This window comes from Mesorhizobium sp. M0029 (assembly GCF_040323735.1).
GTDB lineage: Bacteria > Pseudomonadota > Alphaproteobacteria > Rhizobiales > Rhizobiaceae > Mesorhizobium.
The window spans coordinates 69,098-84,588 of record NZ_JAMYVF010000007.1 but is presented as its reverse complement, the minus strand read 5'-3'; the positions used below and the strand labels follow the sequence as shown (position 1 = coordinate 84,588).

At 63.5% G+C, this 15,491-nt stretch carries 13 protein-coding genes, 1 tRNA gene and 1 pseudogene; 10 read left to right on the top strand and 5 right to left on the bottom strand.

Features of this window, described 5'->3' with window-relative positions:
- Window positions 1–4 precede the first annotated feature (4 nt).
- From NKJ76_RS14145 to NKJ76_RS14110, 8 genes are all read left to right on the top strand, one after another.
- Window positions 5–826, top strand: a complete 822-nt coding sequence (locus tag NKJ76_RS14145; RefSeq protein ID WP_352537692.1) for a biotin--[acetyl-CoA-carboxylase] ligase — start codon at window positions 5–7, stop codon at window positions 824–826.
- Window positions 827–859: 33 nt separating this feature from the next.
- Entirely contained in the window at window positions 860–2,533 is a 1,674-nt protein-coding gene (locus NKJ76_RS14140; RefSeq protein WP_023690300.1) for a ribonuclease J, read from the top strand.
- A gap of 97 nt (window positions 2,534–2,630) precedes the next feature.
- A complete protein-coding gene (gene mce / locus NKJ76_RS14135; protein ID WP_023698333.1) occupies window positions 2,631–3,035 on the top strand; it encodes a methylmalonyl-CoA epimerase in 405 nt (134 codons plus the stop codon).
- A complete protein-coding gene (locus NKJ76_RS14130; RefSeq protein ID WP_023670803.1) occupies window positions 3,032–3,316 on the top strand; it encodes a DUF1467 family protein in 285 nt (94 codons plus the stop codon). The genes mce and NKJ76_RS14130 overlap by 4 nt, the downstream gene beginning before the upstream one ends.
- 729 nt (window positions 3,317–4,045) lie before the next feature.
- On the top strand, window positions 4,046–5,374 hold the full coding sequence (gene proS, locus NKJ76_RS14125) for a proline--tRNA ligase (protein WP_023714314.1): 1,329 nt from the start codon (window positions 4,046–4,048) through the stop codon (window positions 5,372–5,374).
- 104 nt (window positions 5,375–5,478) lie between these two features.
- The gene (locus NKJ76_RS14120; RefSeq protein WP_031197678.1) at window positions 5,479–6,717 is read left to right on the top strand and encodes a lipoprotein-releasing ABC transporter permease subunit; all 1,239 of its coding nucleotides are present in this window, start codon (window positions 5,479–5,481) and stop codon (window positions 6,715–6,717) included.
- The gene (locus tag NKJ76_RS14115; protein WP_023685211.1) at window positions 6,714–7,397 is read left to right on the top strand and encodes an ABC transporter ATP-binding protein; all 684 of its coding nucleotides are present in this window, start codon (window positions 6,714–6,716) and stop codon (window positions 7,395–7,397) included. Before NKJ76_RS14120 ends, NKJ76_RS14115 begins: the two co-directional genes overlap by 4 nt.
- 396 nt (window positions 7,398–7,793) lie before the next feature.
- Window positions 7,794–9,044: a site-2 protease family protein gene (locus NKJ76_RS14110; RefSeq protein ID WP_352537690.1), complete on the top strand. Its 1,251-nt coding sequence runs from the start codon at window positions 7,794–7,796 to the stop codon at window positions 9,042–9,044.
- 19 nt (window positions 9,045–9,063) lie between these two features.
- Here NKJ76_RS14110 and lipB read toward each other — a convergent pair whose 3' ends face one another.
- Window positions 9,064–9,807 (bottom strand): lipoyl(octanoyl) transferase LipB, encoded by a 744-nt coding sequence (gene lipB / locus NKJ76_RS14105; protein WP_352537689.1) that lies wholly within the window; start codon window positions 9,805–9,807, stop codon window positions 9,064–9,066.
- A gap of 256 nt (window positions 9,808–10,063) precedes the next feature.
- Between lipB and NKJ76_RS14100 the strand changes: the two genes are divergently transcribed.
- A tRNA-Leu gene (locus NKJ76_RS14100) sits at window positions 10,064–10,148 on the top strand.
- Window positions 10,149–10,348: 200 nt separating this feature from the next.
- Here the strand turns inward: NKJ76_RS14100 and NKJ76_RS14095 are convergent.
- The gene (locus NKJ76_RS14095; protein ID WP_081727347.1) at window positions 10,349–10,582 is read right to left on the bottom strand and encodes a GcrA family cell cycle regulator; all 234 of its coding nucleotides are present in this window, start codon (window positions 10,580–10,582) and stop codon (window positions 10,349–10,351) included.
- Window positions 10,583–10,816: 234 nt separating this feature from the next.
- A complete protein-coding gene (locus NKJ76_RS14090) occupies window positions 10,817–11,896 on the bottom strand; it encodes a sensor histidine kinase (protein ID WP_023714319.1) in 1,080 nt (359 codons plus the stop codon).
- Window positions 11,897–12,295: 399 nt separating this feature from the next.
- Between NKJ76_RS14090 and NKJ76_RS14085 the strand changes: the two are divergent.
- Window positions 12,296–13,227, top strand: a pseudogene (locus NKJ76_RS14085) (TauD/TfdA dioxygenase family protein).
- 36 nt (window positions 13,228–13,263) lie between these two features.
- On the opposite strand, the gene sucD reads toward NKJ76_RS14085, so the two are convergent.
- Together sucD and NKJ76_RS14075 are read right to left on the bottom strand one after the other, a co-directional pair.
- Complete coding sequence (sucD, locus tag NKJ76_RS14080) at window positions 13,264–14,163, bottom strand: succinate--CoA ligase subunit alpha (protein WP_352499753.1); 900 nt, start codon at window positions 14,161–14,163, stop codon at window positions 13,264–13,266.
- A gap of 128 nt (window positions 14,164–14,291) precedes the next feature.
- The gene (locus NKJ76_RS14075) at window positions 14,292–15,476 is read right to left on the bottom strand and encodes a malate--CoA ligase subunit beta (RefSeq protein WP_023739131.1); all 1,185 of its coding nucleotides are present in this window, start codon (window positions 15,474–15,476) and stop codon (window positions 14,292–14,294) included.
- Window positions 15,477–15,491: the final 15 nt, after the last annotated feature.

The window sequence follows — 15,491 nt, the reverse complement described above, 5'->3', positions numbered from 1 at the left end:
ACGGATGGCATTTCGGCTGGCTCCGACCTCTGAGACGGAAGGGTTCCGGCTCGAGGCCCATGACAGCGTGGGTTCCACCAACACGCTGGCGCTGGACCATGCAAGGGCAGGCGATCCCGGCAAATTGTGGGTCGTTTCCAAGAAGCAGGAAAGCGGCCGTGGCCGCCGCGGCAGGGCCTGGGTATCGCCCGAGGGCAATCTGGCGGCGACATTGCTGGTCATCACCGGCGGTGAGTTGCGTCTGGCGGCGACGCTGGGCTTCGTCGCCGGCCTGTCGCTGGCCGATGCGCTCGACGCCCTGGTGCCGAAGGGCAGGATCGCTATCGGCCTCGACGGCGCCAGCCAGGGGCAGAATCGCTTCGAGCTGAAATGGCCGAACGATGTGCTGGCCTCCGGCGCCAAGCTGGCCGGCATCCTGCTGGAATCGGCCATTCTCGATGGCGGCCGTTTCGCGGTGGCGGTGGGCATCGGCGTCAATGTGGTGGCGCATCCGCCGGATTTGCCGTATCCGGCGACATCGCTTCAGGCGCTGGGCGCGACATGCGACGCCGAAACGCTGTTCTTGGCGCTGTCTGATGCCTGGACCGACAATGCCCGGCTGTGGGATGACGGACGCGGGCTCGACGCCATCCGGCGTCGCTGGCTATCGCGCGCGGCGGGGCTTGGCGGCGAGGTTGCTGTCAGGATTGACGGGAATGTGGTGCGCGGTACCTTCGAAACCATTGACGCGGACTGCCGTTTCGTGATCCGCGATGATGAGGGGTCGGTCGTGACGGTAGCCGCCGGCGACGTGCATTTCGGCGCCGTCGCGTCGGCAAAGATTTAGGGGCTGGCCGCAAGGGCCGGGAAGGGAAAATTGATGGCGAAAGCGCAAAACGCCGAACTCGTCTTCGTGCCGCTCGGCGGCGTCGGCGAGATCGGCATGAACTTCGCCCTTTACGGCTATGGGCCGCCTAGCGCGCGCGAGTGGATCGTCGTCGATGTCGGCGTGACTTTTCCCGATGCGGCGCATCCTGGCGTCGACCTGATCCTGCCCGATACGCGCTTCATCGAGGAGAACCTCGCCGGCCTGCGCGGCATCATCATCACCCACGCGCATGAAGACCATTACGGGGCGCTGCTCGACATCTGGCCGAAGCTGAAGGCGCCGGTGTGGATGACACCGTTCAGCGCCGGACTGCTGGACGCCAAGCGCCAGGGCGAGCAGGGCGCGCCGAAGAAAATTCCGGTGACGATCTACCGGGCAGGCGAAACATTCACTGTCGGCCCGTTCTCGATCGAGGCCATTCCGGTGGCGCACTCGATCCCCGAGCCGATGTCGCTGGCGATCACCTCGCCGGCCGGCACCGTCATCCATACCGGCGACTGGAAGATCGATCCGGAACCGACGATCGGTCCGAAAACCGACGAGGCGCGGTTTCGCGCCTATGGCGACAAGGGCGTTCTGGCGCTGGTCTGCGATTCCACCAATGCGCTGCGCGAAGGCGAATCGCCGTCGGAAGTGGCGGTGGGCGAAGGCCTCAGGGGCGTCATCCAGAGCGCTGTCGGCCGTGTCGCCGTCACCACCTTCTCTTCCAATGTCGGGCGCATCGTCTCGATCGCCAAGGCGGCGCGCGATGCCGGCCGCCAGTGCCTGGTGCTGGGCCGCTCGCTGAAGCGGGTCATCGATGTCGCCGGCGAGCTCGGCTACATGGACGGGCTGCCGGAGTTCATCGCCGAAGAGGATTTCGGCTTCATCCCGCGCGAGAACCTCGTCATCATCTGCACCGGCAGCCAGGGCGAGGCGCTGGCGGCACTGGCAAAACTTTCGCGCGACGAGATGAAATCGGTGTCGCTGACGGCCGGCGACACGGTGGTGTTTTCCTCACGCACCATTCCCGGCAACGAGAAGGCGATCCTCGAGATCAAGAACCGCCTCATCGACCTCGGCATCAAGATCATCGAGGATGGCGACGCGCTTGTGCATGTCTCCGGCCATCCCCGCCGCAGCGAATTGCGCAGGATGTATGAATGGGTGCGGCCGCAGATCGGCGTTCCCGTGCACGGCGAAGCCGCGCATCTGGTGGCGCAGGGGTCGCTGATGTCGACGTCGGGCATCGGCCAGGTGGCGCAAGTGCGCGACGGCGACATGCTGCGGCTGGCGCCGGGTCCGGCCACGATCATCGACCAGGTGCCGTTCGGCCGCATCTACAAGGACGGCAGGCTGATCGGCACCGACCAGGCGATGGGCATACGCGACCGGCGCAAGCTATCCTTTGCCGGCCATGTCGCGGTCAATGTCGTGCTCGACGACAAATATGAGCTCGCCGGCGATCCCGATCTGGTCGCCATCGGCGTCGCCGAGGCCGATGCCCGTGGCGAAAACATGGAAGATCTGATGCTCGACGCGGCCGTCGGCGCGGTCGACTCGATCCCTCGCCAGCGCCGCAAGGACCTCGATCTGGTGCAGGAAGCGGTGCGCCGCGCCGTGCGCGGCGCCGCCAACGAGGCCTGGGGCAAGAAGCCGCTGGTGACGGTGTTTGTGACGAGGTGAGGGAATAGGCAGTAGGCGGTAGGCAGTGGAGAAAAATGCAGATGTATCACTACTGCCTACTGCCCATTCCCTACTCTCTTAACTTGTGGAGCACTTCATGCTCGGACGCCTGAACCATATAGCGCTTGCCGTGCCGGACCTGGCCGCGGCGATTGCGGCCTATCGCGATACGCTTGGCGCGAAGGTCACCGCGCCGCAAGCGCTGCCCGAGCATGGCGTTACCGTGGTGTTCGTCGATGTCGGCAACACCAAGATCGAACTCCTGGAGCCGCTGGGCGAGGGGTCGCCGATCGCGGCCTTTCTGGACAAGAACCCCTCGGGTGGCATGCATCATGTCTGCTACGAGGTCGACGACATCCTTGCCGCGCGCGATCACCTCAAAGCGAGCGGCGCCCGCGTGCTGGGCGACGGCAATCCCAAAACCGGCGCCCACGGCAAGCCGGTGCTGTTCCTGCATCCCAAGGATTTCTTCGGCACGCTGGTCGAACTGGAGCAGGCATGAGCTGGATTTCGTTTGCCGCGCTGTTCTTCATCACCTGGTGGCTGATGCTGTTCATCGTGCTGCCGTTCAGCGTCAAGACGCAGGATGACGACCAGGACGTGACGCTGGGCACGGTTGCGAGTGCGCCGCGCGGGCCGCATATGCTGCGCGCCGTGATCCGCACCACCATCGTCACGGCTGTCGTCATGGGGGTTTTCTACAGCCTGACGCACGGGCTGGGCTACAGCCTCGACGAAGTCCCGCACATCATCCCCGAAGCCAGCCAGGCACCGGCTAACTAAACACTTTCACGCCGGCAGATCGGCTGGGATGTTTGTGCCTGTTTCGGAGCGCCAAACTCAGGTTTTGTCTCACCAGCTTGCGATGCGCAATCGGCGGTCAGGCATGGCCCACCCGCATTAGAATCACGCCTTGGTGTCAGGCTGACGCAAGCTCACGTGATTTGGGAACAGGTTGATCTAACCAGATGATCGGGCAAAAAAAATGCAAGGCACAAGGCCTTGCAATTTAAACGCGTTCCGATCTGTTTTCCGGTTTCCGGCGGCAGCGGGTAACCGCGCCTAGATCGCATCCTCCCAAGACTTTGACCGCGTAGGAGAGCAGATTTTTCTCTACCCTCTCGGTTATCGGGGCACACTAGCCTAACCCTGATGAAATTGTCACGCAGAATTTTGCCCGCAATCGGGCAATCTGTGCTGCAGTGCACAATAGTGCGGCAGGCTTTGCTTGCGAAACGAACAACACCGGGGCTGCCGCCTTAATCTGGTCAGGTGTGCCGCGTCGCCCGGACGCGCAAAGCGTGTGTGAGGACTTTGCAGTCAGGCGATCACTTTGCGTCAGAAGCATTATCGTTTTCGGTGCGAAGGTCTTTGGAAGAAGAATCGATTTTTGCGATTTCGGGCCGATACGGCCGGTCGGGTTTCCATTCCGTCACGAAATAGCTATGAAGCCGGGGCAAGCAAGCCAGCCGCGCCGATTCCGGCGCAGCCTCCTCTCTCACGGACCTGTCCATGCGTTTGTCGCAGTTTTTCCTGCCCATCCTGAAAGAAAATCCGCGCGAGGCCGAGATCGTCTCGCACCGGCTGATGCTGCGTGCCGGCATGATCCGCCAGCAGGGGCAGGGCAGCTTTTCCTGGCTGCCGCTGGGCAAGCTGGTGCTGGACAAGGTCTGCCGCATCATCCGCGAGGAGCAGAACCGCGCCGGCGCTCTGGAAATCCTGATGCCGACCATCCAGTCGGCCGATCTGTGGCGCGAAAGCGGCCGCTATGACGATTACGGCAAGGAGATGTTGCGCATCAAGGACCGGCAGGACCGCGACATGCTCTACGGTCCGACCAATGAGGAAGTGGTCACCGAGATCGTGCGCGCCTACGTCAAGTCGTACAAGGACTTGCCGCTAAACCTCTACCACATCCAGTGGAAGTTCCGCGACGAGGTGCGGCCGCGCTTCGGCGTCATGCGCTCGCGCGAATTCCTGATGAAGGATGCCTATTCCTTCGACCTCGATTTCGAGGGCGCGAAGGCCGCCTATAACCGCATGTTCGTATCCTATCTCCGAACGTTCACGCGCATGGGGCTGCAGGCCATTCCGATGCGGGCCGACACCGGGCCGATCGGCGGCGATCTCAGCCATGAATTCATCATCCTGGCCGACACCGGCGAGAGCCAGGTCTATTGCGACCGCGAATATCTGTCGCTGCAGGTGCCCGGCGAGAAAACCGACTTCGGCAATGACGGCGAGATCGCCGACATCGTGAAGACGTGGACGATGCCTTACGCCGCCACCGACGAGATGCATGACGAGGCGGCCTGGGACAAGCTTGGCGAGGCCGACCGGGTCTCGGCGCGCGGCATCGAGGTCGGCCACATCTTTCATTTCGGCGACAAATATTCCAAGCCCATGGGCGCCAAGGTGACCGGGCCCGACGGCAAGGATCATTTCGTTTCCGGCGGCTCCTACGGTATCGGTCCGTCGCGGCTGGTCGCAGCGATCATCGAGGCCAGCCATGACGATAACGGCATCATCTGGCCGGAAGCGGTGACGCCGTTCGACATCGGCCTGATCAACATGAAGGCCGGCGACGCCGAGTGCGACCGCGTCTGCGGCGAGCTCTACGCCGCCTTCACCAGCGCCGGCAAGGATGTGCTTTACGATGACACCGACCAGCGGCCGGGCGGCAAGTTCGCCACCGCAGACCTGATCGGCCTGCCCTGGCAGGTGATCGTCGGGCCGCGCGGCGTGGCCGCCGGCGAGATCGAGATCAAGAACCGCCGGACCGGCGAGCGCGAGACGCTGCCGGTCGCGGAGGCCAGGAAACGCTTCGGTGCAACCGTATGAGCGAAGCCGCGGCAGCGAAGTCTTCGGTAGCCCAGTCTCCGGTTGGCAAGTCTCCGGTCGCCAAGTCTCCGGTCACCAAGTCTCCGGTCGCCGGCCCGTTCTCCATGTTCGAACGCATGGTCGCCTGGCGTTATTTGCGGTCGCGCCGCAAGGAGACGGTGATCTCGGTCATCGCCTCGATCTCCTTCCTCGGCGTCATGCTGGGCGTCGCCACGCTGATCGTCGTCATGGCTGTCATGAACGGGTTTCGAGCCGAACTTCTGACCCGCATCCTTGGCGTCAACGGCCATCTGATCGTGCAGCCGCTGGATTCGCCGCTTGAGGACTATGCGCAGGTCGCCGCCCGCATCAACGGCGTGGCCGGCGTCAAATACGCGATACCGCTGATCGACGGCCAGGTGCTGGCGCAAGGCAATGTCGGCGGCGGCATGGGCGCGCTGGTGCGCGGTATCAGGGCCGAAGACCTCGGCAAGATCGCCATCGTCGCCCAGAACGTCAAGCAAGGCACGCTTGACGGCTTCGACTCCGGCGAGGGCGTCGCTATCGGCAAGCGCATGGCGGAGAATCTCGGCCTTGTGCTCGGCGACACCATCACGCTGATCTCGCCGGACGGCGATGTGACGCCGATGGGCACGACGCCGCGGCTGAAGGGCTACAAGGTGGCGGCGATCTTCGAGGTCGGCATGTCGGAATATGACAGCTCCATCGTCTACATGCCGTTTTCCGAAGCGCAGCTCTATTTCAACATGGACGGCAGGGCGCAGACGATCGAGATCTATGTCGACAATCCCGATAATGTCGACGCGCTGAAACCGCTGGTGGATGCGGCGGCGCAACGGCCGATCGACATGGTCGACTGGCGCCAGCGCAACGAGACGTTCTTTTCAGCACTGCAGGTCGAGCGCAACGTCATGTTCATGATCCTGACGCTGATCGTGCTGGTGGCGGCGCTCAACATCATCTCCGGCCTGATCATGCTGGTGAAGGACAAGGGCCACGATATCGCCATCCTGCGCACAATGGGCGCCTCGCGCGGCGCCATCCTGCGCATCTTCCTGATGACGGGTGCTGCGATCGGCGTCACCGGCACGCTGGCCGGCGTGCTGCTCGGGGTGCTCATCTGCACCAACATCGAATCCATCCGCCAGTTCTTCTCCTGGATGACCGGCAAGGTGCTGTTCAACCCGGAGCTCTATTTCCTCAGCCAGCTGCCGGCAAAGATGGACCCGCGCGAGACCACCTATGTCATCCTGATGGCGCTCGGCCTGTCCTTCCTAGCAACGGTGTTTCCGGCATGGCGCGCCGCACGGCTCGATCCGGTCGAGGCCTTGAGATACGAATGAAGTCCGAGATCATTATCGAGCTGAAGAGCGTCGAGCGGCACTATGTCCAGGGGCCGCGCAAGCTCACCATTTTGAACGGCGCCGACTTTTCGCTGAAGCGCGGCGAGATGGTGGCGCTGGTGGCGCCGTCGGGCACCGGCAAGTCGACGCTGCTGCACACGGCGGGCCTGCTCGAGCGCCCCGACGCCGGTGACGTCATTCTGGCCGGCCGCGCCTGCGGACGGCTCTCCGACGACGAACGCACGGCAATCCGCCGCAACGATGTCGGCTTCGTCTATCAGTTCCATCATCTGCTGCCGGAGTTTTCGGCACTGGAAAACATCATGATGCCGCAGCTGATCAAAGGGCTTTCGCGCAAGGAGGCGTCGGAGCGCGCAGCACAGCTGCTCGACTATATGCAGATTGGCAAGCGCGCGTCGCACCGGCCGTCGGAGCTGTCCGGCGGCGAACAGCAGCGCGTCGCCATTGCTCGCGCGGTCGCAAATGCGCCCTTGCTGCTTTTGGCCGACGAGCCGACCGGCAATCTCGACCCGGTCACCGCGTCCTATGTCTTCGAGGCGCTTGGCGCGCTGGTCAAGCAGTCCGGCCTTGCCGCGCTGATTGCCACCCACAATCACGAGCTCGCCTCGCGCATGGACCGCCGGGTGACGCTGGCGGACGGCAAGGTCGTTCCGTTGTAGGCCCCAACTGGTGCGTGTCGGCCGATCGCAAAGGCATGCGATGCGCCCTCCGTCAGCACTGCCGTCACCCCGTCAACCTTTCCTTAACCCTGCCCAAACCGGCTGTCAGGATTCGTCGGCATGCCGCTTTCCGCTCATTGACTTTCGAACAAAGTTAGAACAAAATACGAACATAGCAACAACAGGAGAGAGTTATGAGCGATCTTGTTCAGGACGTCGTTTCGTTGGTGTGCATGAGTGCGTTTCTGGTTTCCATGGCCGTCTGGATCGGCGCCATGTGATGCAACTGCTGTTCGCCGCAGTATTTTAGGCGGGCAGGAGGGCGTGGTGCCGTTAAGCCTTTCTTGCCGCCGTGCCGCTAGGGTGCCCTGCCAAATACAGGGAGCAAAACCTTAGGTGTCGCCGATCGTGACGGCCCTTCTCGTGGCCGGTAATCTCGGATTGATTTTCCTTTTGATGACCGCGCCGCTCGGTTTGCGCACGGTGAGGCTCAGCCGCGTGGTCGCAATGGACCGGCAGCGCCTCTGGCAGGCGCTGTGGCCGCTCGGCAGCGATGCCGGCTGGTCCGGCGAGATACTCTCGGCCCAGCCGCTGGACGGGCAGGGCACGGCCCGCATCCTCCTGTCGTGGGAAGGCCGGGACGGCCAGCCGATCGAGCGCAGGTCGCGCTTCGAGGACGTCGTCGAAGGCAGTCGTTTTTCGATGCGGGTCATCGAGGATACCGCGCTCGACGCGTCGTTCTGGAAGGATTTTTACGAGACCGCTGAACTCACCTCGGAAGGTGCCGGCACGCGGGTGACGCTCAGTCAGACCGATCGCTATCGCGGCGTAGCCTTCCTGGTGTTCCGCTACTTCGCCATGCGCCGCGAGCTCGGCAAGCTGGAGGTCTGGGCGACGACCGGACAGTATCGCAAGGGCGGCTGGTTCGAGCATCCGCTGAGCCAGGTCGGTTTCGCCGTTCTGTCGGCTTTCATCCTTTGGCCGTTCTTCGGGCTCAATCTCGGCGGCCTGGCGCTGGCCGCGATCCTGACCTCGGTGGTCGCCCTGCATGAGTTCGGCCACATGGCGGCCTTTCGGCTGACCGGTCATCGCAAGGCGCGGATGATCTTTATCCCGCTGCTCGGCGGCCTCGCCATTGGTGGCCGGCCTTATGACAGCCGCTTCGAGGTCGCCTTCGTGGCGCTGATGGGCGCCGGCTTTTCCGCGTTCCTGGTTCCGCTGCTGATCGTCGCCAGCGGGCTCGCGTCCGGCGAGGGACATCGGCTTGCCGCGGCCCTTCTGGCGACGCTTGCCGGCTTTGCCGCATTGTTCAACATCGCCAATCTGGTGCCGGTTTGGAAATTCGACGGCGGCCAGGTACTGCGCCAGATCTGCCCGGGGCCGGTCGCCCTGGCGCTCGCCTCGTTTTCCCTGCTCTCGGCCTTGCTGTGGCTTGGCTGGCTGGCCGGCTTTTCCCAAAGCTTTCTGCTGGTGGCAGGCGCCGTCTTTGCCATCCTCAGCCTGATGACAGTGGGTAGCGGGGTAAAACCGCGCCACGAATTGAAGCCGATCCGCATCTTCGACCGTTTCGCCATGGCCGGCGCGCTGCTGGCCGTCTTCGCCATTCACGGTTTCGGGTTGTTGTGGGCCTCGGCGCGGTTGCTTTGAGCGTTGGTCGAGGCGAGACTCAGCCGGCCTTGCGAGCCGGTTCTGCAGAAGTTGACTCCGCTGCCCCGAAAACATCCTCGAAGGCGGATTTCAGCGCCAGGTCGAAATCGCCCATGGTCACGGGCAGGCCGAGGTCGACGAGGCTGGTGACGCCGTGATCCGACACGCCGCATGGCACGATGCCGCTGAAATGGCTGAGATCCGGCTCGACATTGACGGCGATGCCATGAAAGCTCACCCAGCGCCGCAGCCTGATGCCGATGGCGGCGATCTTGTCTTCGGCCGGCGAGCCGTCGGGCAGGGAAGGGCGATCGGGCCGCACCACCCAAACTCCGACGCGGTCCTCGCGGCGTTCGCCGCGCACATTGAAGGCGGCAAGCGTGCCGATGATCCACTGCTCGAGCGCGGCGACGAAGGCGCGCACATCCTCGCGCCGGCGCTTCAGGTCAAGCATGACATAGGCAACCCGCTGCCCCGGCCCGTGATAGGTGTATTCGCCGCCGCGTCCGGCGGCAAAGACCGGGAAACGGTCGGGGTCGATCAAGTCCTCGATGCGGGCGCTGGTGCCGGCGGTGTAAAGCGGCGGATGCTCGACCAGCCAGACCATCTCGGCGGCCGCACCCGTGCGGATCGCCTCGGCGCGCGCTTCCATCAGGGCCAGCGCATCGGTGTAGCCGGTCAGGCCGGGCTCGATGCGCCATTCGACCGGCGCCGAACCCGGCAAGGGCAGGAACGACGTGGCGATCTGGCTGCGTTCGGTCATGGCTTTTTCGTTTTTCGCGTGATGCACACCGGCTTGGCGAAACCGCCTTGCGCTCTGGGGTCAAATGCATTTGCCCTTCATATGGCGGTATCCGGCTGAAACGTCCAGTTCGCCGTCCTTTGCGCGTCCCACAGGACGCGCGGCGCTGTAGAGGCCGATATGCCAATTCGCGGCGATTATTGCGCGCCGCGCCCTTGTTTCGCAGGAAACGATTTGCTACACGCCGCGAGCCGGTTCGTTCCGGCTCCTACCACGGGCGGTCGTGGCGGAATTGGTAGACGCGCAGCGTTGAGGTCGCTGTGGGGCAACCCGTGGAAGTTCGAGTCTTCTCGACCGCACCATAATTTTTCGGCCATTGAAATCATTGCGGCTTCTCAGGCCGTCGACGCCAAATCATCGCCTTTGGCGCTTGAACCGGCCGCAGCAGAGTTGCAACAAGAGGTCGCAGAGCCGCACGCGAACGCCGCTTGGCTCGCACCGGCCAGCCTCCTGCACCCGAGTCCCCGGCTTTGCCGGTGGCGGGGCAGGGGATGTGGGTGACCTAAGCGGCGCGTCGTTGCGGGAAATGGAGACCCGGACGGGCTCGACGAGGGTCAACGGCCGTCACGACGGTGTGGTGGTGATCGCAGTAGACGCGATCCGGCGACGTCGGCCCGGCACAAAAACGGTAACCACCGGGTACCAACCGGTCTTCGCTCACCGGGAAGCGGCACTGGTTGAGGCCTAGCTGAATGAGGGGGACGTCTCTCGACGCTGGTCTGATATTTTCACGCATGATGGTTTTCAATTTCCTGGTTCATAGCCATTGCCGGCTGACGACCGCGGTGCGACCCGTCGGAGCTAGCTTCTCTCGTTTGGAGGGCTGTGGACCACATATGGTGCTGATCGCACCGTCAAAGAAGCCCGGCGCCCCGCTTTTGCAGCCAAATCGTTTGCGACTTAAGGCCACACCCGCGAGCGCCCGAAGCACCTGTCCGGCCGGGATTTGTCGGCGCGTCGTTACATAGCCTCAGTCCGTCGCCGCCGATCGCTTGAAGACGATGGTGACCTTGGTTCCCTCGCCGGCACTCGACTTGACGTCGAATTGCGCCTTGGCATTTTCGGTCAGCGACCGCGCGATCAGGGAGCCGAGCTTGCCTGGCCTGGGCCAGGTCTCACCCGTCGGCAGACCGATCCCATCATCGGCGACAGTCACCCGGCAACCATCGCCGCTGACGACGCTGTGCAGCGTGATCGTGCCGCCGTCGCGCCCGACGAATGCATGTTTGAGAGCGTTGGTCAGCAACTCATTGACGACCAGGCCTGTCGGCATGGCAACGTTGATGGATACCGGATAGGTATCCACCTTAAGGTCGAGGCGGATACCTTCGACTGCGTGCGACGCCATGACGGCGGACGCGATCTGGCTAAGATACACGCCAAGATCCACCTCATCCTTCTGCTGGTCAGCCGACAAGGTCTGGTAGAGGATTGCCAATGCGTCTACCCGGCCGGCAAGCCTTTCGAAACGCTTCTGGTCCGGTTCGGTGGCGTTGCGGGTTTCCATCCGGATCAAAGCGGTGATCATCTGCAGGTTGTTTTTCACCCGGTGCTGCAGTTCGCGCAACAGGGTGTCCTTCTCCCGGATGAGCTCCTCCGCGGGTCGCGGGTCCTCGGTCTCGCCGTGTGCCGTGACGTCGACAAGCGCCACCAGCCGGAAGCAGAGCTTGCCGTTGTCGTCCTCGATAACGTTGGAATAAACGTCGACGATTGCCGGCTTGTCCTCGCCGCGCTCAAGACGAAATGTGCCGACGAAATCGGTGTCTTCAACGACAGCCTCGGCGAGCGGCCTGTCCTTCTGCCGATGAAGCCCCCTGCCGGAAAGGGCCGCCCAGTTTTCCCGCGCAAGCTTCGGCGCCTTGAGGTCCGAGAGCTTCTCGAATTCGGGATTGGCGTAGACGACACGTTCCTTCGCGATCAATTCAGAGACGGCGATCGCGATCGGCATCTGGTCGAGAAATTTCTTGAACTGGTCGCTTTCCAGCGCGGTGGCGAGGTCAGGCGTATCGAGCAATTGCTCGACAGCGTCAGCCTTATCGGAGTCTGTCATCTCGGCGCCTGCGTGATGCGTGGAAGCCATCAATATCAGGCATGCAATTCACCCGCCATCTCCAATATCGAAGGGGATACGACAGCGTCACTACTGGTGCGGGCCGCGTCGCGCAGCGCTCCACCGCCTGCTGCTCACGAACGAATTGGACAGAAGGCATTTTTCTCAGGGCCGCCGAACTTTGAAAAGAAATGTCTATGGAATTTGTAGAATTACGCTTTGAATGGGATCTCGGTACTGCTCGCCAGCCTTGGCGGCCTTCGCCTCCTGAGTTGAGATCAGTGCTCTCGTTACCAAGCAAGTCGGCTCCCGATGAGGGAGTTGCTCGCCGATCGCTATGCGGCCGGCAGACGGCGGAGCATTGCCAGCAGCCCCGCGGCTTTAGAGGAAGAGGTTCCCATGACCAGACTTACCCCCGTAGAGCAGATCATCCCGGATGCCGATATTGTCCCGCTTACCGGACGCGTCGGCGCAGAGATCAGGAACATTCGGCTCTCCGGCGACCTGCCGCAGCAGACGGTCGCGCGATCAACCAGATCCTGTTGCGGCACAAGGTGGTGTTCTTCCGCGACCAGGCGCATCTCGACGATGCCGGGCAGGAGCGCTTTGCCCAGTGTCTCGGCGACCTCGTCCCGCATCCGACCCAAGGTCCCGTCAAGGGAACGGCGTCCATTCTCGAACTCGATTCCAGCCGTGGCGGCGGTCGCGCCGACCAATGGCATACCGATGTCACCTTCGTCGACGCCTATCCGAAATTCTCCGTTCTTCGCGGCGTCGTCATACCGCCGGCCGGCGGCGACACCATCTGGTCGAACACCGCGGCCGCCTATCAGGACCTGCCCGAGCCGTTGAAGCTGCTGGCCGACAATCTCTGGGCGGTGCACAGCAACGCCTACGATTACGCCGCGGTGCGGCCGCGTGCGAGTGCTGCGGAAAAGAAGCACTTCGAGGAAATCTTCACCTCGACGATCTACGAGACCGAGCATCCCGTCGTCCGCGTCCATCCCGAAACAGGCGAGCGCACGCTGCTGCTCGGCAATTTCGTGCAACGGCTGATCGGCCTTTCCAAAAGCGATTCGGCGAAGCTTTACGAGGTTTTCCAGTCCTATGTCACGGCGCCGGAGAACACCGTGCGCTGGCGCTGGAAGGCCGGCGATGTGGCGATCTGGGACAACCGCGCGACGCAGCACTACGCCGTCAACGACTATGGCGACCAGCACCGGGTGGTGCGTCGCGCCACGGTCGACGGCGACGTTCCGGTCAGCGTCGACGGCCGCCGCAGCGCCACCCGCACCAAGGTCGCGAAGCCGGCAGCCGACAAGGCTGCCTGAGGTTCGGGCTGGCGCAGTCGGACTCGGGGGCTGCTGTCACGCCGCCTTCTTCATCCCCGCAAGCGTATCCGCCACCACCTCGCCGAACGAGGACGGCGTCGGCACGATGATCACCCCGGCGTCTTTCAGGATTTCGACCTTTTCCTGCGCAGACTCGCCGAAGGCCGAGATGATGGCGCCGGCGTGGCCCATGCGGCGGCCTTTGGGGGCGGAGAGGCCGGCGATGTACGCGATGAGCGGCTTCCTCATGTTGTCGCGCGCCCAGATCGCGGCTTCGGCTTCCTGCGGTCCGCCGATCTCGCCGATCATCACCACGGCGTCGGTGTCGTCATCCTGTTCGAACAGTTTCAGCACGTCCTTGAAGGAGGAGCCGTTGATCGGGTCGCCGCCGATGCCGACGCTGGTCGAGACGCCGATGCCGAGCGACTTCATCTGCGACGCCGCCTCGTAGCCCAGGGTTCCCGAGCGGCCGACAATGCCGACGCGGCCGGGGAGGTAGATGCTGCCGGGCATGATGCCCATCAGCGCCTGTCCGGGCGTGATGACGCCGGCGCAGTTCGGGCCGATCAGCCGCATGCGGTCCTCGTAGCGGTAGCGCAGCATGTAGCGCTTGACCTGCATCATGTCCTGCGACGGGATGCCGTCGGTGATGCAGACGCAGAGTTTAATGCCGGCGTCCGCCGCTTCCATGATCGAATCGGCGGCAAAGGGCGGCGGCACGAAGACGATGCTGGCCTCGGCGCGGGTCTCGCGCACCGCGCCCTTGACCGTGTTGAAGACAGGCAGGCCGAGATGCTTCTGGCCGCCTTTGCCGGGGGTGACGCCGCCGACCAGCTTGGTGCCATAGCGTTTCATGTCGTCGGCATGGAAGCTGCCGATCTTGCCGGTGAACCCCTGGACGATGACGCGGGTGCTGCGGTTGAGCAGGATTGCCATTTTCTCGACCTCCCTAGAGCATGATGCCGAAAAGTGTGAAGCGGTTTTCGGACGACATCATGCTCCATCTGTTTGATTTTAGAGACGGATTCAGATTTCAGGTCGATTCGACCTGAAATCATCCGGCTCTAGGCTGCTTTTTTCTTGGTGGCCGAGCGCCATGCGGCGACGGCTTTTTCGGCGGCTTCTGCAAGCGTGCCGGCAACGATCACCGCCTCGCCGGAATCAGCCAGGATGCGGCGGCCTTCCTCGGCCCTGGTGCCGGAGAGACGGACCACCAGCGGCACGTTGACGCCGACCTCGCGGATCGCCTTGATGACGCCTTCGGCGACCCAGTCGCAGCGGTTGATGCCGGCAAAGATGTTGACCAGGATGGTCTCGACATTCTTGTCGCCGAGCACGGCGCGGAAGGATTTCGCCACCCGCTCGGGCGAGGCGCCGCCACCGATGTCGAGGAAGTTGGCCGGTTCGCCGCCGGCGATCTTGATCATGTCCATGGTCGCCATGGCGAGCCCTGCGCCATTGATGATGCAGCCGATGTTGCCGTCGAGGCCGACATAGGAGAGGCCACGGTCGCTGGCAAAAGTTTCGCGCGGATCTTCCTGGCTTTTGTCGCGCAGCTCGGAGATTTCCGGCCGGCGGAACAACGCGTTCTCGTCGAACGACATTTTGGCGTCGAGCGCGATCAGATTGCCGTCGCGGGTCACCACCAGCGGATTGATCTCCAGCATCGAGGCGTCGTAGTCGCGGAACACCTGATAGCAGGCGAAGATGGTTTCGGTCGCCTTGCCGATCAGATTGTGGTCGAGGCCGAGCCCGAAGGCGATCTCGCGCGCCTGGAAACGCTGCATGCCGACGCCGGGATCGACCGATGTGCGCAGGATGGAGTTCGGTGCCTTCTCGACGATGTCCTCGATCTCCATGCCGCCGGCAGCGGACGCCACGATCATGACGCGCTCTTCCTTGCGGTCGAGCACGAAGCCGACATAGAGCTCCTGCGCTATGTCGACGGCTTCCTCGAGATAGAGGCGCGAAATCAGCTTGCCGCGCGGGTCGGTCTGCTGTGTCACCAGCTTGCGGCCGAGCATGCCCTCGGCCGCGCTGGAAATCTCCTCGTCATTGGCGCACAGTTTGATGCCGCCGGCCTTGCCGCGGGCGCCGGAATGCACCTGCGCCTTCAGCACCCATTTGGCGCCGCCGATCTCGCGGGCCCTGTAGGTCGCCTGCTCGGGGCTGTAGGCCAGCCCGCCGCGCGGCACATGCACGCCGTGGCGTGCCAGCAGTTCCTTGGCCTGATATTCGTGGATGTCCATTTTGTCCTCCCTGAA